The 24,497-nt window shown below is 46.6% G+C and carries 25 protein-coding genes; 20 read left to right on the top strand and 5 right to left on the bottom strand.

Going from position 1 to position 24,497, the window contains the following annotated elements; all coding sequences use genetic code 11:
- The first annotated feature begins 9 nt into the window (after nucleotides 1-9).
- From ACFQ1X_RS04850 to recO, 3 genes are read left to right on the top strand one after another with little or no spacing between them, the layout of a single operon-like run.
- Entirely contained in the window at nucleotides 10-420 is a 411-nt protein-coding gene (locus ACFQ1X_RS04850; protein ID WP_144840145.1) for a cytidine deaminase, read from the top strand.
- Nucleotides 404-1,321, top strand: coding sequence for a GTPase Era (gene era, locus ACFQ1X_RS04845; RefSeq protein WP_144840146.1), 918 nt, complete (start codon nucleotides 404-406; stop codon nucleotides 1,319-1,321). Before ACFQ1X_RS04850 ends, era begins: the two co-directional genes overlap by 17 nt.
- A 12-nt stretch (nucleotides 1,322-1,333) precedes the next feature.
- Nucleotides 1,334-2,116: a DNA repair protein RecO gene (gene recO / locus ACFQ1X_RS04840; RefSeq protein WP_144840147.1), complete on the top strand. Its 783-nt coding sequence runs from the start codon at nucleotides 1,334-1,336 to the stop codon at nucleotides 2,114-2,116.
- A 454-nt stretch (nucleotides 2,117-2,570) separates the two neighbouring features.
- Here recO and ACFQ1X_RS04835 read toward each other — a convergent pair whose 3' ends face one another.
- Nucleotides 2,571-3,947 (bottom strand): glycine--tRNA ligase, encoded by a 1,377-nt coding sequence (locus tag ACFQ1X_RS04835; protein ID WP_144840148.1) that lies wholly within the window; start codon nucleotides 3,945-3,947, stop codon nucleotides 2,571-2,573.
- Between the two features lie 312 nt (nucleotides 3,948-4,259).
- On the opposite strand from ACFQ1X_RS04835, the gene ACFQ1X_RS04830 reads away from it, so the two are divergent.
- The 9 genes from ACFQ1X_RS04830 to ACFQ1X_RS04790 all read left to right on the top strand — a co-directional run bounded on the left by ACFQ1X_RS04830 (nucleotide 4,260) and on the right by ACFQ1X_RS04790 (nucleotide 12,895).
- Nucleotides 4,260-4,898, top strand: a complete 639-nt coding sequence (locus ACFQ1X_RS04830) for a helix-turn-helix transcriptional regulator (protein WP_144840149.1) — start codon at nucleotides 4,260-4,262, stop codon at nucleotides 4,896-4,898.
- An 11-nt stretch (nucleotides 4,899-4,909) separates the two neighbouring features.
- Nucleotides 4,910-5,713 carry a pyruvate, water dikinase regulatory protein gene (locus ACFQ1X_RS04825; RefSeq protein ID WP_144840150.1) on the top strand — a complete coding sequence of 268 codons (804 nt, stop codon included), beginning with the start codon at nucleotides 4,910-4,912 and terminating at the stop codon, nucleotides 5,711-5,713.
- Between the two features lie 202 nt (nucleotides 5,714-5,915).
- Complete coding sequence (gene dnaG / locus ACFQ1X_RS04820; protein ID WP_144840151.1) at nucleotides 5,916-7,709, top strand: DNA primase; 1,794 nt, start codon at nucleotides 5,916-5,918, stop codon at nucleotides 7,707-7,709.
- A gap of 31 nt (nucleotides 7,710-7,740) precedes the next feature.
- Nucleotides 7,741-8,895, top strand: coding sequence for an RNA polymerase sigma factor RpoD (gene rpoD, locus ACFQ1X_RS04815; protein WP_144840152.1), 1,155 nt, complete (start codon nucleotides 7,741-7,743; stop codon nucleotides 8,893-8,895).
- A gap of 189 nt (nucleotides 8,896-9,084) precedes the next feature.
- Nucleotides 9,085-9,306 carry a hypothetical protein gene (locus tag ACFQ1X_RS04810; protein ID WP_144840153.1) on the top strand — a complete coding sequence of 74 codons (222 nt, stop codon included), beginning with the start codon at nucleotides 9,085-9,087 and terminating at the stop codon, nucleotides 9,304-9,306.
- 43 nt (nucleotides 9,307-9,349) lie between these two features.
- Nucleotides 9,350-10,489 (top strand): acyl-CoA dehydrogenase, encoded by a 1,140-nt coding sequence (locus ACFQ1X_RS04805; RefSeq protein WP_144840154.1) that lies wholly within the window; start codon nucleotides 9,350-9,352, stop codon nucleotides 10,487-10,489.
- Nucleotides 10,490-10,617: 128 nt separating this feature from the next.
- Complete coding sequence (gene cccA / locus ACFQ1X_RS04800) at nucleotides 10,618-11,022, top strand: cytochrome c550 (RefSeq protein WP_144840155.1); 405 nt, start codon at nucleotides 10,618-10,620, stop codon at nucleotides 11,020-11,022.
- A gap of 63 nt (nucleotides 11,023-11,085) precedes the next feature.
- Nucleotides 11,086-11,799 (top strand): tRNA (adenine(22)-N(1))-methyltransferase, encoded by a 714-nt coding sequence (locus ACFQ1X_RS04795; RefSeq protein ID WP_144840156.1) that lies wholly within the window; start codon nucleotides 11,086-11,088, stop codon nucleotides 11,797-11,799.
- Complete coding sequence (locus tag ACFQ1X_RS04790) at nucleotides 11,786-12,895, top strand: Nif3-like dinuclear metal center hexameric protein (protein WP_144840217.1); 1,110 nt, start codon at nucleotides 11,786-11,788, stop codon at nucleotides 12,893-12,895. Before ACFQ1X_RS04795 ends, ACFQ1X_RS04790 begins: the two co-directional genes overlap by 14 nt.
- Nucleotides 12,896-13,410: 515 nt before the next feature.
- Here ACFQ1X_RS04790 and ACFQ1X_RS04785 read toward each other — a convergent pair.
- Nucleotides 13,411-14,391: a 4-hydroxy-3-methylbut-2-enyl diphosphate reductase gene (locus ACFQ1X_RS04785; RefSeq protein WP_144840157.1), complete on the bottom strand. Its 981-nt coding sequence runs from the start codon at nucleotides 14,389-14,391 to the stop codon at nucleotides 13,411-13,413.
- Between the two features lie 130 nt (nucleotides 14,392-14,521).
- Here ACFQ1X_RS04785 and ACFQ1X_RS04780 point away from each other — a divergent pair, with 130 nt between their 5' ends.
- The 5 genes from ACFQ1X_RS04780 (at nucleotide 14,522) to ACFQ1X_RS04760 (ending at nucleotide 18,859) form a co-directional block, all read left to right on the top strand.
- Nucleotides 14,522-15,817, top strand: a complete 1,296-nt coding sequence (locus tag ACFQ1X_RS04780; RefSeq protein WP_144840158.1) for a DEAD/DEAH box helicase — start codon at nucleotides 14,522-14,524, stop codon at nucleotides 15,815-15,817.
- Between the two features lie 9 nt (nucleotides 15,818-15,826).
- On the top strand, nucleotides 15,827-16,723 hold the full coding sequence (locus ACFQ1X_RS04775; RefSeq protein ID WP_379081607.1) for a deoxyribonuclease IV: 897 nt from the start codon (nucleotides 15,827-15,829) through the stop codon (nucleotides 16,721-16,723).
- A 107-nt stretch (nucleotides 16,724-16,830) separates the two neighbouring features.
- Complete coding sequence (locus tag ACFQ1X_RS04770) at nucleotides 16,831-17,595, top strand: metal ABC transporter ATP-binding protein (protein WP_144840160.1); 765 nt, start codon at nucleotides 16,831-16,833, stop codon at nucleotides 17,593-17,595.
- A gap of 2 nt (nucleotides 17,596-17,597) precedes the next feature.
- Nucleotides 17,598-18,452: a metal ABC transporter permease gene (locus ACFQ1X_RS04765; RefSeq protein ID WP_144840218.1), complete on the top strand. Its 855-nt coding sequence runs from the start codon at nucleotides 17,598-17,600 to the stop codon at nucleotides 18,450-18,452.
- On the top strand, nucleotides 18,449-18,859 hold the full coding sequence (locus tag ACFQ1X_RS04760; protein WP_144840161.1) for a Fur family transcriptional regulator: 411 nt from the start codon (nucleotides 18,449-18,451) through the stop codon (nucleotides 18,857-18,859). Before ACFQ1X_RS04765 ends, ACFQ1X_RS04760 begins: the two co-directional genes overlap by 4 nt.
- Nucleotides 18,860-19,012: 153 nt before the next feature.
- Here ACFQ1X_RS04760 and ACFQ1X_RS04755 read toward each other — a convergent pair whose 3' ends face one another.
- From ACFQ1X_RS04755 to ACFQ1X_RS04745, 3 genes are all read right to left on the bottom strand, one after another.
- Nucleotides 19,013-19,609, bottom strand: a complete 597-nt coding sequence (locus ACFQ1X_RS04755; RefSeq protein ID WP_144840162.1) for a hypothetical protein — start codon at nucleotides 19,607-19,609, stop codon at nucleotides 19,013-19,015.
- A gap of 12 nt (nucleotides 19,610-19,621) precedes the next feature.
- The gene (gene ispG / locus ACFQ1X_RS04750) at nucleotides 19,622-20,743 is read right to left on the bottom strand and encodes a flavodoxin-dependent (E)-4-hydroxy-3-methylbut-2-enyl-diphosphate synthase (RefSeq protein ID WP_144840163.1); all 1,122 of its coding nucleotides are present in this window, start codon (nucleotides 20,741-20,743) and stop codon (nucleotides 19,622-19,624) included.
- Between the two features lie 143 nt (nucleotides 20,744-20,886).
- On the bottom strand, nucleotides 20,887-21,402 hold the full coding sequence (locus ACFQ1X_RS04745) for a DUF1189 family protein (protein WP_379081569.1): 516 nt from the start codon (nucleotides 21,400-21,402) through the stop codon (nucleotides 20,887-20,889).
- Nucleotides 21,403-21,563: 161 nt separating this feature from the next.
- Here ACFQ1X_RS04745 and ACFQ1X_RS04740 point away from each other — a divergent pair, with 161 nt between their 5' ends.
- The 3 genes from ACFQ1X_RS04740 to ACFQ1X_RS04730 all read left to right on the top strand — a co-directional run bounded on the left by ACFQ1X_RS04740 (nucleotide 21,564) and on the right by ACFQ1X_RS04730 (nucleotide 24,477).
- Entirely contained in the window at nucleotides 21,564-23,195 is a 1,632-nt protein-coding gene (locus tag ACFQ1X_RS04740; protein WP_144840165.1) for a Na/Pi cotransporter family protein, read from the top strand.
- A gap of 83 nt (nucleotides 23,196-23,278) precedes the next feature.
- Nucleotides 23,279-23,758: a DUF456 domain-containing protein gene (locus ACFQ1X_RS04735; RefSeq protein WP_144840166.1), complete on the top strand. Its 480-nt coding sequence runs from the start codon at nucleotides 23,279-23,281 to the stop codon at nucleotides 23,756-23,758.
- 110 nt (nucleotides 23,759-23,868) lie between these two features.
- Nucleotides 23,869-24,477 carry a superoxide dismutase gene (locus ACFQ1X_RS04730; protein ID WP_144840167.1) on the top strand — a complete coding sequence of 203 codons (609 nt, stop codon included), beginning with the start codon at nucleotides 23,869-23,871 and terminating at the stop codon, nucleotides 24,475-24,477.
- The last annotated feature ends 20 nt before the right edge of the window (nucleotides 24,478-24,497 follow it).

Raw genomic sequence — 24,497 nt, 5'->3', positions numbered from 1 at the left:
GTGATTGAAATGGAAAAGAAACAATTATTGGAACAAGCGATAGCGGCACGCGGAAACGCATATGTGCCTTATTCAAAATTCCCGGTAGGTGCTGCACTGCTGACAGCTGACGGCAAAGTCTATCTGGGATGCAATATCGAGAACGCAGGATATTCCATGACGAATTGTGCAGAGCGTACAGCGATGTTCAAGGCTGTGTCGGAAGGCGACCGCAAATTCGTCGCATTGGCTGTTTCGGCTGATACTGAAGGGCCGGTTTCCCCTTGCGGCGCCTGCCGCCAGGTGCTTGCTGAATTCTGTGCACCCGATATGCCGGTTTATTTAACAAATTTAAAAGGCGATGTTCAGGATACAACAATCAGTGAATTGCTGCCTGGAGCTTTTTCAACGGAGGATTTAAAATATGCAGCAGGAAAATAACGGCTTTAAATCAGGCTTCATTTCCATCATCGGACGCCCGAATGTCGGCAAATCGACATTCCTGAACCGTGTGGTCGGCCAAAAAATCGCCATCATGAGCGACAAACCGCAAACGACACGCAATAAAGTCCAGGGCGTGGTGACAACAAACGACACGCAGATGGTCTTTATCGATACACCCGGCATCAACGAGCCGCGCCATAAGCTAGGCGACTTTATGCTGAAAGTGGCAAAAAATACATTTCGTGAAGTGGATGTGCTGCTGTTTGTGGCCAGTGCCGATGAGCGCATCGGCAAACAGGACCGTTTCGTGCTTGAAATGCTGAAAGGCATCGACGTGCCCGTATTCCTGGTTCTGAATAAAATCGATCAGGTCCATCCGGACAACTTGCCGAAACTTATCGAATCATACCGCAGCGAATTCGATTTTGCAGAAGCGATTCCAATTTCGGCCTTGCAGGGCAATAATGTGGAAAATCTGCTTGCGAAAATTTCAGAGCGGTTGCCGGAAGGCCCGCAATATTACCCGGCTGACCAGGTGACTGACCATCCGGAACGTTTTATCATTTCAGAATTGATCCGTGAAAAAGCGCTTCATTTAACACGGGAAGAAATTCCCCATTCCATCGCGGTTGTAATCGAGAAAATCGCGCCGGACGAGGAAAATCCGGATATGGTGCGTGTTCAGGCAATCATTATGGTCGAACGCGATTCCCAAAAAGGCATCGTCATCGGCAAAAAAGGCGCCTTGCTGAAAGAAATCGGCTCACGTGCCCGCCAGGATATCCAGAACCTGCTCGGTTCGAAAGTCTATTTGGAGTTATGGGTGAAAGTGCAGAAAGACTGGCGCAATAAAGCCCTTCATTTGCGTGATTTTGGTTTCAGAGACGATGAATACTAAGGAGTAGTCTCCATGCAAAGTCAATTAGAAGGCATCGTCATCCGCACGATGCCTTATGGTGAAAACAATAAGATCGTCACCTTGTTCACCCGCGAAGCAGGCAAAATCACCTGCATGGCGAGAGGTGCAAAAAAACCGACCAGCCGTCTGGCTGCCATTACCCAGCCTTTTACGCATGGCACGTATTCAATCTATAAAGGCAAAGGCATGGGGACGCTTTCAGCGGGCGACCAATTGGAATCGCTGCGCCATATCCGGGAAGACCTGATGTCGACTGCTTACGCCAGTTATGTCACGGAACTGGTAGACCGACTGACGGAGCAGGATGAGCCGCAGCCGGGAATCTACGAAATGCTGTATCAGGCGCTTCATGCCATCGAAGAAGGCTATGATCCGGAAGCGATTACCCTATTTGTTGAGTGGAAAATGCTGCAGACGGCAGGGCTTGCCCCGACACTCCATGAATGTGCGAATTGCGGTGCGACAGATGGCGAGTTTGCCTTTTCATTTCAGGAACTTGGATTTCTTTGCCACCGCTGTTTCCATATCGACCCTTACATCATCCGGCTGAGTCCGGCGCTGGTCAAACTGATCCGCACATTTTATTTCGTGCCGATTGAACGCGTCGGTTCCCTGACTTTGAAAAAGGAATCAAAATCGCTGTTGAAAGGGATTGTCCGCACGATTTATGAAGAACAGGCAGGAATCCGGCTGAAGTCGAGGAAATTCCTTGAACAGCTCGAACGCACGCCGGAATTTTTGCCGAAAAAAGAAGACCCGCAAAAAGACGAATAGTCTTTTGTGGGTCTTTTGGCTGTCGAAAAACTATCTACTTCTCTAATCATTTCGCTTCAGGCGGAGGCGTTCCGCTGGGAGCTGCCTGAGCCTCCTCAGTCGCTACGCTCCTTGCGGGGTCTCAGGACTCGCTCTGAATCCAGCAGGAGTCGCCGCCTGCTGCTTCATTTAAATGTTGTTTAGAATCGGTGTGTCAGTTTTCTTACTTCTTAGTGAATTAAGTGGATTTCTGCTTATAGAAGGTATTTCTGAGATATGGAGCAAAACAGCGCAGACGCCCAGGGGCCCAAGCGAAGTGCTGAGATCCACTCGGGCGAAGTGAAACGAGACCGAGTTAGCTCAGCGCAAGCCCCCAGGCAAGCGAAGCTGTTTTGCGGAATATCGCTTTTCATTTTATCTTTATTAAAAAGCTAAAAAAGGCGCTGCCCATGTTTTGGGACAGCGCCTTTTCTAATTAAAATTGAATATGCTTTTCGATATATGCCTGCACTTCGGCAATCGGCATGCGCACCTGTTCCATGGAATCACGGTGGCGTACTGTTACCTGGCCGTCGTCAACGGAATCGAAATCGTAAGTCACGCAGAACGGCGTGCCGATTTCATCCTGGCGGCGGTAACGTTTGCCGATGGACTGGGATTCGTCGTAATCGACCATGAAGTGTTTTGCGAGATCAGCAAACACTTCTGTCGCGCCTTCCGCTAATTTCTTGGACAGCGGGAGAACAGCAGCTTTATATGGTGCAAGCGCCGGATGGAATTTCAACACGGTGCGCTTGTCGTCATTTTCAAGTTCTTCCACTGTATAAGCATCCACAAGGAAAGCAAGCGTCACTCGGTCAGCGCCGAGTGATGGCTCGATGCAATAAGGGACAAAACGTTCGTTGGTGACCGGATCGACGTAAGTGAAATCGTCGCCTGAATGTTCCATATGGCGCTTCAGGTCAAAGTCGGTACGATCAGCGATGCCCCATAGTTCGCCCCAGCCGAACGGGAATTTGTATTCGATGTCGACCGTGGCGTTTGAGTAATGGGACAATTCATCCGCATCGTGTTCGCGGAGGCGCATATTGTCTTCCGACATATGGAGGTTCAGCAGCCAATTTTTGCTGAAGTCGCGCCAGTAAGCGTACCATTCCAGATCTTCACCCGGTTTGCAGAAAAACTCAAGTTCCATTTGTTCAAATTCACGGGTCCGGAAAGTGAAATTGCCCGGTGTGATCTCGTTGCGGAAACTTTTGCCGATCTGTGCGATCCCGAATGGCATTCTTTTGCGCATTGAGCGCTGGACATTTTTATAGTTGACGAAAATTCCCTGTGCCGTTTCCGGACGCAGGAAGATTTCATTTGTAGAAGCTTCTGTGACGCCCTGGAACGTCTTGAACATCAGATTGAACTGGCGGATCTCCGTGAAATCGTGCTTGCCGCAAACCGGGCAGTCGATTGCGTGTTCTTCAATCAGTTCAGCCATTTTTTCAAACGACAGGCCGTCGACGATCATCTCGGTTCCTTTCGCATCCAATGCCTCTTCGATCAATTTATCGGCCCGCAGACGTGATTTACAGCTTTTACAGTCGATCATCGGATCATTGAAGTTGCCGACATGGCCGGAAGCGATCCAGGTTTTCGGGTTCATCAGTATCGCTGCGTCGAGTCCCACATTATGAGGGGATTCCTGGACGAACTTTTTCCACCAGGCCTTTTTGATATTGTTCTTCAGTTCGACGCCAAGCGGGCCGTAATCCCACGTGTTGGCCAGGCCTCCGTAAATTTCAGAGCCCGGGAATACAAAGCCTCTGTGTTTTGCTAAGGATACTATTTCTTCCATTGACATAAAAATTACCTCCATAAAATAAAAAATCGTACACGTCCCGGACATAAAGTCCGAGGACGAGTACGTTATGACCCGCGGTTCCACCTCGATTGGCTGCTGTTGCAGCCCGCTCAAATAAAAACGGCTCCAGATCGCCTTTTCCCGCCTGTGTGGGCTTGCACCATCCCCACTCGCTCTGTTGGCAGTACTTATAAATCCATCATTGCCTGCTATAGAATCTTTCAATATTGTACCACGCCGAATTTTTCTTAGCAATTAAACCTTAATTAGTATATAATAATCATCATTGAGTATAACACATATTTTGAGGCGGTGAGTCCGATCGAACTCAATAAAAGACAAGAAGAGATACTGCGAATCGTCAAAGGGAATGGCCCGATCACGGGTGAACAGATTGCTGAGCGGCTTCATCTGACGCGGGCGACTTTACGCCCGGATCTTGCCATCCTGACGATGGCCGGATTCCTGGATGCGCGTCCGAGGGTCGGTTATTTTTATTCCGGCAAAAAGCCGGGACATGATGTAACCGATACGATGAACAATATGAAAGTAAAAGACTTTCAGTCGATTCCGGTTGTCGTCAGGGAAAATGTCAGCGTTTATGATGCCATCAGCCAAATGTTTTTGGATGATGTGGGAACGCTTTTCGTTGTGGATAAAAACTCCATGCTGACAGGCGTTCTGTCCCGTAAAGATTTGTTGCGTACAAGTCTCGGCAGCCAGGATCTTACTGCCATTCCGGTTCATATAATCATGACCCGCATGCCGAATATAACTTATTGCTCCAAAGCGGATTCTTTGATCCAGGTTGCGAACAGATTGATCAATCAGCAGATTGACGCGCTGCCAGTGGTCGAAGAATTGGCAAATGGCCTGAAAGTGGTGGGCCGTATCACGAAAACCAATATTACCCGGGCATTCTTGTCCTTATCCGAAAGCCATGAATTATGAGGTGAAATACGATGAATTTACTGAGAGTATTCGTGATTTCCGATTCAGTGGGAGAGACAGGGGAACTGGTGGCAAAAGCAGCTGTCAGCCAGTATTTGAATCCTGACCAGAACGTTTCATTGAAAAGGTTTCCATATATCGATTCAATTGACCAGGTAAAGGATATTATACATATGGCAGCAGACCAGCGCGCGTTTGTTGTCTATACACTGGTGTCAAATAAGCTGCGTGACTTTATCGTAAATGAAACCGGTCGCCTGCATGTCACCTCAGTGGATCTGATGGGCCCTTTGCTGGATGCTCTCAGAGTCGAGTTGAATGCAGAACCGCTTGAAGAGGCGGGGCTGGTCCGGAAACTGGATGATGATTATTTCAAAAAAGTCGAAGCCATTGAATTTGCCGTGAAATATGATGATGGCCGGGATCCCAGAGGCATCCTGATGGCTGATATTGTCCTGGTCGGAATTTCGAGAACATCCAAAACTCCTTTATCGCAATATCTTGCGCATAAACGGCTGAAAGTGGCGAACGTGCCATTGGTGCCGGAAGTGGATCCTCCTGATGAACTGTACAAAGTCGATCCCGCCAAATGTTTCGGGCTCGTCATTTCCCCTGAAAAATTAAATCATATTCGTAAGGAAAGGCTGATAGCGCTTGGTTTGAATGACGATGCCAATTACGCAAAAATTCAGCGCATCCACGAAGAAATCATCCATTTCAACAAAGTGGTCGAGAAGATCCAATGTGAAGTGATCGATGTGACGAACCGCGCTGTAGAAGAGACTGCCAACCTGATTATGAGCAAACTGAAATAAACAATGTAGAAGAACCACCTGCGAAGGGGGTTTTTCTACTTTAATTTGTGGATTTTTTGTGAAAAACGTTTTATAATGGAGAATTGTGGCTAAAGCAATAAGATAGACCATTCTGTACACCGCATCTTTTTATTGAAATATGAAGGACTTTGACGCTGTATCACGAATTAAGTATGTTAAGCAAATAAAGATGGTGATTAATGTGTCCAGTAGGGTACCAGAAGAAGTGATCGAGAAAATACGCTCATCTGCCGATATTGTTGATATCGTCGGTGAATATGTACAATTGACCAAAAGGGGACGCAACTGGTTTGGGCTTTGCCCGTTCCATGGAGAAAGCACCCCCTCATTTTCCGTCACTGCCGACAAACAGATTTTTCATTGTTTCGGATGCGGCGCGGGCGGAAATGTCATAACATTCCTGATGGATATAGAAAATCTTTCTTTTCAGGAAGCTTTATCCCGATTAGGCCAGCGCACCGGCCACGATGTCGATATCAGCACGCCTTCGAGCGGGGCACCTGCTCCCTCCGAGGCTGATAACCGGCTCGTTGCCATGCACGAATTCGCAGCTGATATGTACCATCATATATTGCTGAATACGGAAGAAGGCCAGGCGGCGCTGGATTATCTTGAAAATCGTGGATTCAGTCATGAGATGATCGAGAAATACCGCATCGGCTGGTCGCTGCCGGAATGGAATTATATGTCTGCCGCATTGCAGAGAAAAGGGTTCACAGAAGATGAACTGACATCAAGTGGCCTGGCAATCGCACGTGAACAGGGGGATGGTTATTTTGACCGGTTCCGCGGCCGCATCATGTTTCCAATTATGAATGAAACCGGCAAGGCGATCGCTTTTTCCGGCCGCATCATGGAAAACACGAAACAGGAAGCAAAGTATATGAACAGCCCCGAATCACCGATTTTCCAAAAAAGCCAGGTGCTCTATAATTTTCATCTGGCGAGAGGTTCCATCAGGAAGAACAGAAGCATTGTCCTTTTTGAAGGCTTTATGGATGTTATTGCAGCAGGAAAAGCAGGAGTCGACAATGCACTTGCAACGATGGGTACTTCCCTGACAACACAGCACATACGGGTGATGAAACGTTTTGCCCAGGAAGTCGTCATTTGTTTTGATGGCGATGATGCAGGATGGGAAGCGGCCAAGCGCGCAGCTATTGCGCTGAATCAGGAAAAGTTCAAAGTGGAAGTTGCTGTACTGCCAGGGAAAATGGATCCGGATGATTATGTCCGTGAAAACGGCAGCGAAGCTTTTAAAGAACAGATTATTGGCAAACCCCATGCATTCATCGCTTTTGCCATGATGCATGCGAGGCGCCATAAAAATTTTCAATATGAAAATGATCTGCTCCAATATATTCAGGAAGTCCTCCAATTATTGGCTGGACGCTCCACACCGCTGGAACGCGACCTTTATATCAGGCAATTAGCCGATGAAACCGGTTTGTCCCAGGAAGCAATCTTACAGCATTACCGCAAACTGGAAAATAAATCTGTGGAAAATAACCGTTCTGAAAGAGCACCCCAAACGGTCAGGCGTGAACCTAAGAAAGTGACTTCACTCCATAGAGCGGAGCGGCTCCTGCTGGCACACGCCCTGGCAGATGAAGCAGTGATGGACAAACTGGCGCAGGAAGAAGGAATTCCATTCATCAGTGAAGAATTCCAGGCAATATACGTGCAATTGCTCGGTTTTTATGAAGAATGGAATAAGGCGGATTTCCATCAATTTCTGGAAACGCTCCAGGATTCAGAACTACGGAAACTGGTGATGGAGACCGCTCTTTCAGAACGGGATCCAGACCATCCGGAAGAAGAAATTGCCGATTGCCTTAAACACCTGCGCAAGAATCGGGTCGAGCAGGAAATATTAATGAAGTTACAGCAATCAAAAGAAGCGGAAAAACAGCACGACCTGAAACGCGCTTTGCTTCTTGCACAAGAAGCGATTGCATTGCGAAAGTCGCTATAGTTTAATTCCGGTTTTTAAAGGAGGAAGTCGAATGGCTGAAAAGTCTGAACGCCAAAATGAAATTGAAGCAAGCAACGTACCATTGACTACTGAAGGTCCGGAAGTGAGTGTAGAGGAAGCCAAAAAACTATTGATTGAAGCCGGCAAAAAAAGCGGTGAGCTCAATTATGAACAGATTGCCGATAAATTAGCGATTTTTGAAATGGAGTCTGACCAGGTGGAAGAATTTATCGACCAGCTGGAAGGCCATGGCATTGAACTCGAAAGAAAATCCGATGATGAAGAGCATCTTGAACGGCTCATGAAACCAACGGAAGAAAAATTCGATTTGAATGACCTCAGCGTGCCTCCAGGTATTAAAATCAACGATCCCGTCCGCATGTACCTGAAAGAAATCGGTCGAGTGGACCTTTTGAAAGCTGAAGAGGAAGTCCGTCTTGCGAAATTGATTGAGCAAGGAGACGAAGAAGCGAAAAAACGATTGGCTGAAGCCAATCTGCGTCTCGTTGTCAGTATCGCCAAACGCTATGTCGGCCGTGGAATGCTGTTCCTGGATTTGATTCAGGAAGGAAATATGGGTCTCATCAAAGCGGTTGAAAAATTCGATTACTCTAAAGGATTCAAATTCAGCACATATGCAACGTGGTGGATCCGTCAGGCCATCACACGCGCCATTGCCGATCAGGCCCGTACGATTCGGATTCCTGTGCATATGGTCGAAACCATCAATAAACTGATTCGTGTCCAGCGCCAGCTGCTGCAGGACTTAGGGCGCGAACCTTCTCCGGAAGAAATCGGTGAAGAAATGGACCTGCTGCCTGAAAAAGTGCGGGAAATCCTGAAGATTGCACAGGAGCCCGTATCACTAGAAACGCCGATAGGTGAAGAAGACGATTCCCATCTGGGTGATTTCATTGAAGACTCGGATGCACAGTCACCGTCTGACCACGCTGCCTATGAATTGTTGAAAGAGCAGTTGGAAGATGTCCTGGATACGCTGACTGACCGCGAAGAAAATGTATTGCGCCTGCGCTTCGGACTTGATGACGGCCGTACACGCACACTTGAAGAAGTCGGAAAAGTTTTCGGCGTCACCCGTGAGCGGATCCGCCAGATTGAAGCCAAGGCACTTCGCAAGCTGCGCCACCCTTCAAGAAGCAAACGATTGAAAGACTTTTTAGAATAAGCAAAGCCGTTTCTCATCGTAAATATGAGGAACGGTTTTTGTTTTATCTATATAAGTTGAACATAAGAATTAGCCTTTACACACGCTTCGGCGCTCTGGACAAGGCTCCCGCAATAAGCCGAGAAGAGCACTCGTCTTATTGCTCCGCTCAGTCCATAGCCGCGCCGGCGCTTAGAGAGTAGCTTAGATATGGAGCAAAACAGCGAAGAGTTGGACGAAGCCTGCGAGGACAGCTCTTTGCGACGAAGCAGCGCAGCGATGCAGGAGCACGGGTTTTGGTTAGCTCAGCGCGAGCCCCCAGGCAAGCAAGCTGTTTTGCGGAATATCGATTGTAAAAAACTTTCTTTCTTCGTATGCTTAGAAATCAATTTACCCTTATCTATTGAGTTTGACGGAATTTTAGCTATATAATGAATATTGAAAGCGTATTCAGATCAAAGGGGATGTAAAAACAATGAATTTCGACTTAACTCAAGAACAGCAGATGATTAAAAAGACAATCAAGGAATTTGCGGATAAGGTAGTGGCTCCTGGAGCAGTTGACCGCGACCGCAGCAAAGAATTTCCGAAAGAAATTTTCAAACAGCTTTCCGACATGGGGATGATGGGATTGCCGTTTGATGAAAAATACGGCGGGGCCGGCGCAGATACGACAAGTTTTGCGATTGTCACAGAAGAGCTTAGCCGCGCATGTGCTTCTACAGGAATTACGTATTCAGCCCATATTTCACTCGGCGGCGCACCACTCAACCTGTTCGGTACGGATGAGCAGAAAGAAAAATATCTGACGCCGATCTGTACAGGCGAATCGTTCGGTGCTTTCGGCCTGACAGAACCCAATGCCGGTTCAGACGCAGGAGGTACGGAAACACGTGCTGTTGAAGATGGCGATGACTGGGTCATCAACGGATCAAAAGTTTACATCACGAATGCAAGCCACGCCAAGCACTTGGCTATTACAGCCATTACTGGCATGGTGGACGGCAAAAAAGAAATCAGCGCAATTATTGTGCCGACAGATGCCGAAGGTTTTACAATTATAGACAATTATGAAAAAATGGGGCTGAATGCTTCCAATACGACTGAATTGGTGCTGGATAATGTACGGGTTCCTAAAAGCAACCTGCTGGGCAAACGTGGAGACGGCTTCAAACAGTTTCTTGTTACGCTTGATGGCGGGCGCATCGGGATTGCCGCGATGGCAGTCGGAATTGCACAAGCCGCTTTCAATCGGGCATTGGCTTATTCCAAAGAACGCAAGCAATTCGGCAAAACTTTATCGGAATTCCAGATTACGCAATTCAAATTGGCTGATATGGCGATGAAAATTGAATTGGCCCGCAATATGGTTTACAAAGCGGCTTGGATGAAAGATCAGGGACGTCCGTTTACGAAAGAAGCTTCCATGGCAAAACTTTACGCTTCAGAAATTTCCATGCAGGTAGCAAACGAAGCGATCCAGATTCATGGGGGCTACGGCTATATGAAAGAATACGAAGTAGAGCGTTATATGCGCGATGCGAAATTGCTTGAAATCGGAGAAGGCACATCGGAAGTCCAACGGATGGTCATTGCCCGTCAAATCGGTTGTTAAATTGCTGAATTTGTCACAAAGGGAACAAAACTTATCCGTTATGCCTTTCCGTTTAGAACAGAATACAGTACAATAATGAATGATACGAATACTATCATTTACAGAAATAGAAGAGGGAGGGGTAACGGATGCAAAAAAATGCAATTGTACCTTATATCTTAATCATGGCTTTCGGTATTGGTCTTATTTTCTTCATGTCATTGGAAGGCGTGGGCAATGAAAGTGAAATTGCCGATGATCAAGCAACAGAAGAAGGCGGCGAAGGTATGGCTACAGGTGAAGGCACTGGTGAAGGCGAAGATACTGCTGATGCAGGAGAATTCGATCCGGAAGCTAAAGCGCAGGAAAGCTGTATCGCATGTCATGGTTCAAGCTATGAAGGCGCTTCAGGACCATCTTTAGTTGCTACTGAATTGTCTCAAGAAGAAATTGAAGATGTTCTTATAAACGGTAAAGGCACTATGCCACCCGGATTAGTTGATGCTGATAACATTCCGGCAATGGCTGAGTGGGTTCTATCACTTGGAGAATAATAGCAAAAAACCCTTAGTTCTTCTGGAGCTAAGGGTTTTTCTGTCAATTGGGAGGATTAATGGATGAATGCGCAACAATTATCGGAAAGATTGAAAAGAGTTGCTGCCTTTGTGCCGGAAGGGGCAGTATTGGCGGATATCGGCAGCGATCACGCTTACCTTCCTTGTTACCTGGCTTTAAAAGGCGTTATTAAAGGAGCAATAGCCGGAGAAGTGGTCAGAGGTCCCTATGATTCAGCGAAAAAACAAGTCCGTCAAGAAGGTTTGGAGGACATTATAGAAGTTAGGCTTGCCAGTGGTTTGGCAGCAATCCGGCAGACTGACGGCGTCACAGCGATTACGATTGCAGGCATGGGAGGCCCGTTGATTACATCTATTTTAGAAGAAGGCAAAGTTAAACTTGAAGGAGTCGAGCGCCTGATCCTGCAGGCGAATGTCCACGGGAAATCAATCAGAGAATGGGCTGCAGCAAACCAATGGGCAATCTTTGAAGAGGAAATCCTGAAAGAAAACGATAAAATATACGAAATCATCGTGTTGGAACCAGCATCTTCTCCTGTTAAATATTCAGAAGAGGAACTTTTGATGGGGCCGATCTTGATGGCAGAAAAGTCTTCGGTGTTTATTGATAAATGGAGCAGGGAAAGTTCACAGTGGAAGCGAATTCTCGTTTCGATGGAAGCAACCGAACAGACGCTCCAAATTCTTGCGAAGAAAAAAGAACTCGTTGACAAAATACATCTGGTGGAAGAGGTGCTGCATGTTGAAAATACCTAATGGCCTGCAAATCATTGAAGAATTTGAGAAATGGTCGCCGAAGTATCTTGCGATGGAAGGAGATCCCATCGGCCTTCACGTCGGAACATTGAACAAAAAAGTTGAGAGGGTGCTCGTCACCCTTGACGTCAATGAAGCCGTTGTCGATGAAGCGATTGCCAAAGGTGCGGAACTGATCATCGCGCATCATCCGCCCATTTTTCGCCCGATGAAACATATCCAGACTGATTTTCCGCAAGGCCGGCTGGTGGAACAGCTGATCAAACATGATATCGCCGTCTATGCCGCCCATACGAATCTCGATGTGGCAGACGGGGGAGTCAATGATCTGCTCGCGAAGGCACTGGGGCTTCAGGAAACGAAGGTTCTCGTCCAAACTTATGAGGCGGAACTCGTGAAAATTGCTGTTTTTGTGCCGGAAAGCCACGAAGATGAGCTGCGGGAAGCACTTGGAAATGCGGGTGCCGGATCGATTGGCGATTACGAGCATTGCAGCTACACACTGTCGGGTACTGGCCGTTTTCGTCCCACAGCAGATGCCGACCCCTATATCGGAAAAGCCGGCCAGCTGGAAACAACCGAAGAATCGAAAATTGAAGTTGTGGTCCGGAAATTTGAGAAGGACCGCGTCATCCGCGCTATGATTGCCGCACATCCGTATGAAGAAGTGGCTTATGATGTTTTCACTTTGGAAAACAAAGAGCTTCCGATGGGGCTTGGCCGCATAGGGGAATTGCCGGAATCGCTGACACTGAAAGAGTTTGCCGAACTGGTGAAGGAAAAATTACAGGTTCCTTTCGCCCGCGTAGTCGGCAACTGGGAAGATACCGTTAAAAAAGTGGCGGTTCTTGGCGGTGATGGCAATAAATACATTCAGCAGGCCAAACGTGCCGGAGCGGATGTTTACGTTACGGGAGATATGTATTTCCATACGGCGCAGGATGCTGAAGCGATCGGCTTGAATATTGTTGATCCCGGACATCATGTGGAAAAAGTGATGATCCGTGGTGTCGCCAATCATCTGGAGATGAATACAAACTGGCAATGCGAATTTCTGCCGTCCGAAGTCAATACAGAACCTTTTAAACTGGTATAAAAAGAGCGCCGAATCTGCTTGTTGCAGATTCGGCGCTCATTCTGTCGAGAAACCGAGAACTTTTCCAATCATTTCGTTCTAGGCGGACGCTTCCGCGGGGAGCGGCCTGAGCCTCCTCGCTCGCTTCGCTCACTGCGGGGTCTCAGGACTCGCTCTAGTTCCCGCTGGAGTCACCGCCTGCCACTTCATTTTGTTTTGTGTGCAGAGTGGAAGTGTCCACTTTCCCGCTTGCAACACACTTGAACGTGTATTCCTTTATAGAAAGTGATCTAAGATATGGAGCAAAACAGCGCAGACGCCCAGGGGACCAAGCGAAGTGCTGAGATCCACTCGGGCGAAGCCTCGAGTTAGCTCAGCGCGAGCCCCCAGGCAAGCAAGCTGTTTTGCGGAATATCGGTTTTCATTTATCTTCCTCAATAAGCTAAGCGCCGAATCTGCTTGTTGCAGATTCGGCGCTTTCTTTTTGGNAGCGCCGAATCTGCTTGTTGCAGATTCGCCGCTTTCTTTTTGGTAAGTTATTCTCCCACCGGATACGGCTCAATGCGATCCGAAGGTTTCGGATGCTTGATTTTCGGAAGGATTTTATTCAATGGAACTGTTCGTGTCAGCTGATGCGTTTCCGGATCAGCCGGATCGTAATTGCCGAGGAAAGTCATGACTTCCTTGACGATCGGAGTCGGAGTTGAAGCTCCTGCTGTAACTCCCACGGTTTCGACACCTTCGAGCCATTCGAGATTGAGTTCGGACAAATCCGAAATGCGGTAAGCAGGTGTTCCTGCAATATCCTGGGATACTTGTGCCAGACGATTTGAGTTATTGCTCATCGGATCACCGATAACAATCAGAAGATCAGCTTCGCCCGCTTGTTCGGCTACTGCTTCCTGCCGGACCTGAGTGGCAAGGCAGATTTCCTTATGGACTTCCGAATGAGGGAATTTTTCTTTCAGTCTTTCCATCATCGCTACGACATCCCATTGGCTCATGGTCGTCTGATTGGTGATGATGATTTTGTCAGCTGTCAGTTGGAGCTTGTTGACGTCATCCACATTTTCAACAAGGTGGACCAAGTCAGGAGCGACACCGATTGCGCCTTCAGGTTCAGGGTGGCCGCTCTTTCCGATATAGACGATATGATAACCGTCCGCCGTTTTTTCACGGATCAGATCATGTGTAACTGTTACGTCCGGGCAAGTTGCATCAATGGATACAAGCCCTTTTCGGCGAGCCAGTTCCCGGACTTGCGGTGAAACGCCATGCGCTGTGAAAATAACAGTACCCGTTTCGACTTTTTCAAGTATTTCAAGCCGATTGGTGCCGTCGAGCGTGATGATGCCATCCGCTTCGAATGCATCAGTTACATGTTTATTGTGGACAATCATTCCCAATATATAAATAGGCCGCGGCAAACTTTCGTCCATTGCGGCATTTTTGGCAATGACCATGGCATCCACCACTCCGTAGCAATAGCCTCTTGGCGATATTTTCATAACTTTCATCTGGTACCGCTCCTTTCAACAATCAATACTTCTATTATAACGGAGACGGTTCAGCATTACAAAAGTTCCATCGCGTAAAACCCGCGGTTTATGCTATAATATACGGAGCGTAAGGAGGGAATTACATCCCATGACAAATTTCAAAGAATACTCATTAAAACCATTCCTATTGGAGGCAGTGGAGAAACTCGGTTTTACAGAACCGACTCCGATCCAAAAACAGATCATGCCTCATATATTGAAAGGCACCAGTGCAATCGGCCAATCCCATACAGGGACAGGCAAGACACACAGTTTCATCATCCCCATCGTAGAGCGGGTCGACGTGAGCCGCCAGGAAGTGCAGGCGGTCATCGCTGCACCGACGCGTGAGCTCGGAACCCAGCTCTACAACGAAGTCCTGAAGCTTACAGAAGGTTCAGGCATTGAAGTGAAATCGTTTATCGGCGGAACAGACAAGCAGCGTTCAATCAATAAACTGAAAACTCAGCCCCATATCGTTATCGGGACACCGGGACGTTTGAAAGATATGGTCAACGAACGGGCATTGTTCGTCCATACTGCAAAAATTCTTGTAGTGGACGAAGCGGATCTGGCATTCGATTTGGGCTTTATCGAAGAAATCGACCAGGTTGCCGGAAAAATGCAGGATGATCTTGAGATGTATGTCTTTTCTGCTACCATCCCTGAAAAGTTGAAACCATTCCTGAAAAAATATATGGAATCACCGATCCATGTTAAAATCGGCGACAAACGCCCGACTGCCGAAGGACTCGATTTTTACCTTGTTCCTGTTCGCAGCAAACGCAAGATGGAACGTTTGAAGGAAGTGATGGAAACCATCAATCCCTATTTGGCGATTATTTTCGTCAACACACGCACCAACGCGGATTATGTAGCTGATCAATTAGCAAAAGATGGCATCAAAGTCGGCCGTGTCCACGGTGACCTTGCGCCTCGTGAACGAGTGAAGATGATGAGACAGATCCGCGACCTGGAATATCAATACATCGTGGCAACAGACCTTGCAGCACGCGGCATCGATATTCAGGGGATCAGCCATGTCATCAACTATGAATTGCCGGAAGATCTCGAATTCTTTATTCACCGTGTCGGACGTACGGCCCGTGCGGGAATGAAGGGCCTCGCCATCACATTGTTCAAACCGGAAGAAGAGGACGCAATTGTGCGCGTTGAAAAAATGGGCATCCCGTTCCAGCAGAAAGACATTATCAAAGGCGAATTCGTCGATCTGAAAGAGCGTCACAGCAGAAAAGCGCGTGTGCGTACGACGAATGAAGCGGATGCAAAAGCGAAAACGATGGTCCACAAACCAAAATCGGTTAAACCGATGTACAAGAAAAAGATGAAGTGGAAAATGGACGAAATCAAAAAAGCGGAACGCCGGAAAAACCGCAAGAAATAAGGAGTCGAAATTATGTTACTTGGATCTCACGTATCGATGAGCGGCAAAGGGATGCTGCTGGCAGCAAGTGAAGAAGCAGCTTCCTACGGAGCAACTACTTTCATGATCTACACAGGAGCACCGCAGAACTCGCGGCGCAAACCGATCGAGGAACTTAATATAGAAGCTGGGCAGGCACATATGGCAGCCAATGGCTTGTCCAATATTGTCGTCCATGCACCTTATATCATCAATATCGCCAATACCCAGAAGCCTGAAACTTTTGCTCACGGCGTCGAATTTCTGCAAAAGGAAATAGAACGCACTGCAGCACTCGGGGCAACGCAGATTGTTCTGCATCCCGGTGCACATGTGGGTGCCGGAGCTGAGGCGGGCATCACTAAAATTATCGAAGGCCTGAACGAAGTGCTGAGCCAGGACTTTCCGGTGAATATTGCCCTGGAAACGATGGCCGGTAAAGGGACTGAATGCGGCCGCAGTTTCGAAGAGATTGCAGCCATTATAAACGGCGTTAAAAATAACGAGCGCCTGTCAGTTTGTTTCGACACATGCCATACACACGATGCCGGTTATAATATCAAGGAAGATTTCAACGGTGTCCTTGAACAATTTGACCGCACCGTCGGCATTGACCGTTTGCAGGTGCTTCATATCAATGACAGCAAGAATGTTCGGGGGGCAGCCAAAGACCGCCACGAAAATATCGGCTTTGGTGAAATCGGTTTTGAAGCCCTGAATGGCATTGTTCATCACCGTGACCTTATGCATGTTCCAAAGATTTTGGAAACGCCATATGTCGGAGCGGAGGCCAAAAACAAAAAAGCGCCATACGCATTCGAAATAGAGATGTTCAAAGCCGGTGTGTTTTCACCCGGCGTCATAGAAGAACTGAAAGCTCCTCTTTAATAGAGGAGTTTTCTTTTTGGATTCGAATGGTTTACAAGGGACCGGAACTGGCTTATACTTTTAAAATGTAAATCGTAATCATTCTTAATTGGAAAAGAGGCGGCAGTATGGATGCGCCATTGATTGAAATCAAAGATATCAGCTTTGAATATGAAGAAACTAAAGCATTGGAAAATATTTCGATGAAAGTCGAAAAAGGGGATTTTCTGGCGATATTGGGGCCCAACGGATCCGGGAAATCCACTTTGCTGAAAATCATGCTGGGCTTGATAAAACCTTCAAAAGGGTCAATAAAACTTTTTGGGGTGGATTCGAAGAACTTCAAAAGCCGGGAATGGATTGGCTATGTTTCTCAGAAATCCAATTCATTCAACGCCGGTTTCCCTGCAACAGTTAAAGAAGTTGTGGCAGGGGGGCTTGCGAAAAAAGCGGGTCTGTTTCACCGCATGCCGAAAACTGTCGATGAAGATGTTATGGAGGCGCTGCAAGCTGTCGGTATGGAGCAATTTCAGGACCGCAGCATCAGTGAATTATCAGGGGGACAACAGCAGCGTGTTTTTATCGCCCGTGCGCTCGTGTCAAAGCCTAAAATGCTGATTCTCGATGAACCGACAGTCGGTATCGACCATCCCAATGTACAGTCTTTTTACGATATGCTGGCATCGCTGAACCGTAACAATGGCATCACGCTGGTTATGGTGACGCATGATGTGGATACGGTGACGGATCGTATTTCACATGTGGCATGCCTGAACCAGACGATTCATTTCCATGGCTTCAAAGAACAGTTCCAAACATTGAGCGACGAAGAACGCGCCTCCTGGTATGGCCATTCCGTCCGGAAAATCCATCACACAGGAGGCGCACATTGACAATGATAGACGCTATATTAACTTATGAATTTTTGCAGAATGCTTTTGGCGCAGGTCTGATCATCGGTGTCATCGCACCGCTGTTAGGTGTTTTCATTGTCGTGCGCAGGCTGTCGCTGATTGCAGACGCACTCAGCCACGTCACACTGGCCGGAATTGCCGGCAGCCTCTATTTAAGCCAGAGCGTTGCCGCTTTCGCAACGCTGAATCCGTTGTTCCTGGGAATCGCAGCATCTGTCGGCGGCTCAGTCCTGATTGAGAGGCTCCGCAGCCTATATAAACATTATGAGGAATTGGCCATTCCGATTATCCTGTCGGCCGGAATCGGTTTTGGTGCCATCTTCATTTCATTGGCTGAGGGCTTTTCAAATGACCTCTTCGGTTATCTTTTCGGATCGGTATCGGCTGTCAGCAGGGAAGACTTATTGATCGTCGTTGCAATCGCAGGAGTGGTGCTCGCATTTATCTTTCTATTTTTCAAAGAACTTTTCGTTTTATCCTTTGACGATGAATATGCAAAAGCTTCAGGATTGCCGGCAAAATGGATCCATTTCATGTTCATGATTGTAACGGCGCTTGTCATTGCGGGATCTATGCGCATCGTAGGGATCCTGCTGGTTTCCTCATTGATGACCATTCCCGTCGCTGCAGCCATGCGTGTATCGAAAAGCTTTAAACAGACCATCATCCTGTCGATCCTGTTCGGCGAAGGATCCGTTATTGCCGGACTGGTTTCCGCTTTCTATTTTGACCTGGCACCAGGCGGGACGATTGTCGTTACATCGATTTTATTATTGCTGATTGTTTTGATTTACAAAAAAATATCCGTAAGCGTAAAAAGAGGAGCGATCGCATGAATCTTGTAAAAGCATGGGACATATTGAAACAAAAAGGCTATAAGGAAACGTCGAAACGCAACCAGATTCTTGAACTTTTTGTCAACGACGACCGTTATCTGACCGCAAGGGATCTGCTGGACGTCATGCAAAAAGATTATCCGAGCATGAGCTATGATACTGTGTATCGAAATCTGGCGACATTTGTCAGCCTGGGGATTTTGGAAGAGACCGAGCTTTCCGGAGAGCGCCATTTCCGTATGCATTGTGAAAGTGATTCGCATCACCATCATTTTATCTGTATGGACTGCGGAAAAATTAAGGAAATTCCAGTGTGTCCGATGGATATGCTTGGAGCCGCATTGCCGGCATATGAAATTGCCAACCATAAATTCGAAATTTATGGTAAGTGTCCGGAATGTAAATAAAGAAAAGTGATTGGGCTGGATTATGACCCGAGGAGCTGGGCCGCTGAAGTCTGGACACAGAAAAACGGCAACGCCAGTTCTTAAATCCTTCATATTAACGAGTTAAATACTTGAACACAAAAAAGCCGATTGCAATTGTGCAATCGGCTTTTCCTATTTGTTTTGAGCTGTTAACGTGCTTTGAACACCAAATTCTTTTTTTACCCATTGTTCCGCTTCCAGCCAGTCATATACGCGAATGACTCCATTCGGTACTGCTTCCTGATTGTAAGGGGTATCGAATAAAATGACCGGTATGTCCAACTCTTCGCTGATTTCTACAGCATTGTCATGCTTATCTTCAAAAAAGAGATCCACATTATGTTTTTTTGCAGTTTCAATCTTTTTATGGGTGCCGATCAATTCGATATGGTCATAGGCAATTGCATGTTTTTTAAACCAATCCAGGGTGATATTCGATACATTATCGCCCCTTGCAGAAATATAGAATAATTCATAATGCTCTTTCCAATTGTTCAGAATGCTTTTGGCATTATCTGATACTGGTGAAGATGCATAGATGGATGATTCCGCTTCGCGGAACCAGGTGTAAAATTCACCGGGCTCTAAATGGGGAAGTGCAGAAGTCAGGTCATATTCCTTAATATCATCCAATGTCAATTCACTGTTGAATTGTTTGTTAATATGCGGGATCAATGAAGTGGGACATGTTACTGTCCCGTCTATATCAATTCCAAAACGATATCTCATAGCATCACTACCTTATACTTGTTGTTTGTCGGCTTCCGCTTTTTCTGCGGCTTGCTTGTCGAAATATTCCTGCGCAAGTTTATCGATTTCAACTTTCAATTCATCCACCATCGTCGCTTCAGGTACTTTACGGACAGTCTTCCCGTGCATGAAGAGTAAACCTTCTCCACGCGCACCGGCGATGCCGATGTCGGCTTCACGTGCTTCGCCAGGTCCGTTGACCGCGCATCCGAGAACAGCGACTTTTAAAGGTGCTTTGATATGTGAGATGTATTCTTCGACTTCATTGGCTATAGAAATAAGGTCGATTTCGATGCGTCCGCATGTCGGGCACGAGATCAAAGTTGCTGCATTTGATGAAAGCCCGAAAACTTTCAGCATTTCGCGTGCCACTTTGACTTCTTCTACCGGATCTGCGCTCAATGAGACGCGAAGCGTGTTGCCGATGCCTTTTTGCAGCAAAGCGCCCAATCCTGCAGCCGATTTCACCGTTCCGGAGAATAATGTACCGGATTCTGTGATGCCAAGATGCAGCGGGTAATCGAACGCTTTCGACGCTTTTTCATAAGCTTCTACTGCCAGTCCCACATCAGATGCTTTTAAGGACACGATGATGTCATGGAAATCGAGGTCTTCAAGGATTTTGATGTGGTGAAGAGCACTTTCGACCATTCCGTCAGCTGTTGGATAGCCATATTTCTCCAATATCTTTCGTTCCAATGAACCGGCATTGACGCCGATACGGATTGGTATGCCTTTTGCTTTGCAGGCATTGACGACTGCTTCAACTTTTTCGCGGCGTCCGATGTTGCCCGGGTTGATGCGGATTTTGTCGGCACCCTGTTCAATTGCAATAAGTGCCAGTTTATAGTCAAAATGGATGTCGACAACAAGCGGGATGTTGATGCGTTTTTTGATGTCGCCGATTGCGTATGCCGCTCGTTCATCCGGACATGCGACGCGAACGACCTGGCAGCCAGCTTCTTCCAGACGAAGAATTTCCGCTACCGTCGCTTCTACATCATGTGTTTTGGTTGTTGCCATACTTTGTATGAATAATTCATTGCTGCCGCCGATTGTGATATCTCCGACTTTTACGGGGCGTGTTTTTGAACGGTGAATAATCTCACTCATCAATTATCTCTCCTTTTGGGATATTCCAGTTATTTCCACTGATCCCGTTTTCTTCTGCCGGTTTGTGCCACCGGCTCTAAGGGATGCCTATTGCTATTTTAGCAGTCTCCGCTTGTAGAATACAAGAAAGAACGGTCAGCGCGCTATTTGCGTCCCCCCGGCTTTTTCGGGTAATACTTTATTGCCAGATAAAGATAGCCGATTGCCAGCAGCGATATCAGGAGTGGAAGCCATGGATTCTCTGCAATAAAACCGACAGCTACCGATATAATTGTCGGAACTGTGACAGCAAGGGAAGCCGTCCGCCACATTTGGCGATATTCTCCCCGGCGTTTCATCCATTTCAGTAATGCCATGCCGATCCAGGCGAACAAACTGATTTTAATGAAATGGTAAAGGGTGGTGGAAACAAACAGCATGATAAAGGCCAATGGATAGAGCAGCCACTCTATTTTTTCTATATATAGAAGAAAACCTTCCAAATCGCCCGAAACACTGTCAAGTCCATCAATAAATTCGATAAAAGCGGGAATTGTCAGCAGCAGGATGAAGAGGAAAACAAAGCGCATTATTTTTCCGATCGGCAGTATCCTGACGGCTGCCTGCTTTTTAGGTTCCATGATGCTGGCTTTCAGTAATTGCAATAGATTCACGTTCATCTTCCTTTCATCTATAATAATATCCTACCATTATATTTAATCGAGTTACTTATGCTTTGTTACGGGAATGTAAATTTTTATTAAAGGTATTTACAATTGCATGGAGAAGTATTCATAATAGACAAGGTGTCAATACGCTAATCTAGGAGTGATTTTTAATCGTGGAAATGAACTGGCAAGAAATATTTTTCACCTTCATAGGTGGGCTTGGTATATTCCTATTCTCCATTAAGTATATGGGAGACGCTTTACAGAAAGCGGCAGGGGATAAACTTCGTGAAATTTTGGACCGCTTTACGACTAATCCGTTCATGGGTGTGCTGGTTGGTATTATCGTAACCATCCTAATTCAATCCAGTTCAGGTACGACCGTAATTGTAGTCGGCTTGGTAAGTGCCGGTTTCATGACCTTGCGCCAGGCAATCGGCGTTATCATGGGAGCGAATATCGGGACAACCGTCACTGCGTTCATCATCGGACTTGATGTCGGTGCATACTCGTTGCCGATCATGGCAGTAGGGGCTTTCTTAATCTTCTTCTTCAAGAAAAATCAAATTCAGAACATCGGGCAGGTCATTTTCGGGTTCGGTGGTTTATTCTTCGGTATGGATACGATGAGCGGTGCGATGAAGCCATTGCGCGAACTGCCGGCTTTCATCGATATGACCGTCAACCTCAGTGAATTTCCGATTCTGGGAGTTGCAGTCGGAACACTTGTAACATTCATCGTTCAAAGTTCCAGTGGTACGGTGGCAATTCTGCAGGGGTTATATGCAGAAGGCCTCGTAACATTGGATGCAGCATTGCCGGTACTGTTCGGCGATAATATTGGTACAACAGTTACAGCGATTCTTGCCGCACTCGGAGCATCAGTTGCCGCCCGCCGTGCAGCAGCCGTACACGTACTGTTCAATATTATAGGATCCATTATATTCCTTATTCTGCTGGTGCCATTTACGGCTTATGTGGAATGGTTGGCAGTTACCCTCGGTCTTGATCCAAAAATGGAAATCGCCTTTGCCCACGGTTCATTCAACGTAGCAAATACGATCATCCAATTCCCGTTAATAGGGTTATGGGCATACCTGGTAACAAAAGTAATCCCTGGGGATGACGTAACTGTCGAATTTAAACCCAAGCACCTTGACCTTCATTTCATTGAGCAATCACCTTCCATTGCGCTGGGACAGGCAAAAGAAGAAATCCTGCGGATGGGCCAATATTCCGTACAGGGCCTTCAGGAAACTTATGAATATTTGAAAACTAAAAATACTAAAAACGCTGAAACAGGTTATCAGTTGGAAGATGCCATCAATAACCTGGACAGTAAAATAACAGATTACCTTGTTTTGATCTCTGCCGAATCCATTTCTTCTGCAGATTCAACACGTCACACCATGCTGATGGAAACGGTGCGTGATATCGAACGCATCGGAGATCATTTCGAAAATATTATCGAATTGATCGATTATCAGCTTAATAACCGCGTGAATATTACGGACGACGCAATGGAAGACCTGACAGAAATGTTCACTCTGACGATTGCCACCGTCCAAAAATCATTGGATGCTCTTGATACGACAAGCCATGAGCTTGCGCGTGAAGTTGCTGAACAGGAAGACCTGATCGACAAGATGGAGCGGAAATTCCGCAAGAAGCATATTCTTCGTCTGACTGAAGGAGCTTGTTCTGCACAGGCAGGAATCGTGTTTGTTGATATTGTCAGCAACCTTGAACGGATCGGTGACCATTCCGTGAATATTGCAGAAGCGATTCTCGGAAATCGCGCATAATAACTTCTCCCTTTCATCTTTCTTTACATTTTTAAAAATGTAGGGCACGATGGAAGGGAGTTTTTAATTGGGGAGGAACTGTTATGGAAACAATCGGCTGGATAGTCGTCCTGTTATTTTTTGTAATTGGTTTTATCGGATTGGTTTATCCAATTATTCCTGCAGTGCTGTTTATTTTTGGAGGATTCATCATGTATGGCCTGTTTTTCGACTTTGCAGATCTGCCCTGGTGGTTCTGGCTGATCCAATTGCTGTTTGTAGGCTTGCTGTTCAGCGCAGATGCATTATCGAATGCCTATAGCGTAAAACGATTCGGCGGATCGAGGGCAGGGTTTTGGGGAAGCATGGTCGGACTGATCTTCGGTCCTTTCATCCTGCCGATCATCGGAATCATCATCGGACCTTTTGTCGGAGCAATTGGAGCGGAACTGATTTTCAACCGTTCGAATTTCAAAAAAGCATTCCGGTCAGGAATCGGTTCCGTTGTCGGCTTTATAACATCGGTTTTCACCAAAGGCATTATCCAACTGGTGATGATCATCCTGTTCTTCTTCGTCGTTTGACTCAGTCAAAGGTCTGATTAAAATGGATGTTCATGCATTTTAATTGTATCAATCTGTAAACTTTGATACGCTATGAAAGTAGAACAATAGACTCAAGGAGGAATTTAATCATGGCTTATGAATTACCGGAATTACCTTACGCGTATGACGCACTGGAACCTCATATCGACAAGGAAACGATGAACATTCATCACACTAAACACCATAACACTTATATAACAAACGTAAATGCTGCCCTGGAAGGCCACGACGATCTTTCTTCAAAATCTGTAGAAGAATTGATTTCTGATTTGAACGCTGTCCCTGAAGACATCCGCACTGCAGTTCGCAACAACGGTGGCGGACATGCCAACCACTCATTATTCTGGCAATTACTGACTCCAAATGGCACCGGCGCTCCATCTGGTGCACTTGCTGAAGCGATCGACAGCAAATTTGGCAGCTTTGACGAATTCAAAACGAAATTCGAAACTGCTGGTAAAACTCGCTTCGGTTCAGGCTGGGCTTGGCTTACAGTTTCAAACGGTGAACTCGAAGTTACTTCGACTGCCAACCAGGACTCTCCATTGATGGACGGCAAAACGCCGATTCTCGGAGTGGACGTTTGGGAACATGCCTATTACTTGAAATACCAGAACAAACGCCCGGATTATTTGGCGGCATTCTGGAACGTAGTAAACTGGGATGAAGTATCAAAACGCTTTGAATCTGCAAAATAATCAACAATATATGAAACCTG

It is taken from the genome of Metaplanococcus flavidus, from assembly GCF_042675885.1.
In the GTDB taxonomy this organism is placed as follows: domain Bacteria; phylum Bacillota; class Bacilli; order Bacillales_A; family Planococcaceae; genus Planococcus; species Planococcus flavidus.
The sequence above is the reverse complement of the archived record's forward strand: the minus strand, read 5'-3'. Positions and strand labels throughout refer to the sequence as shown.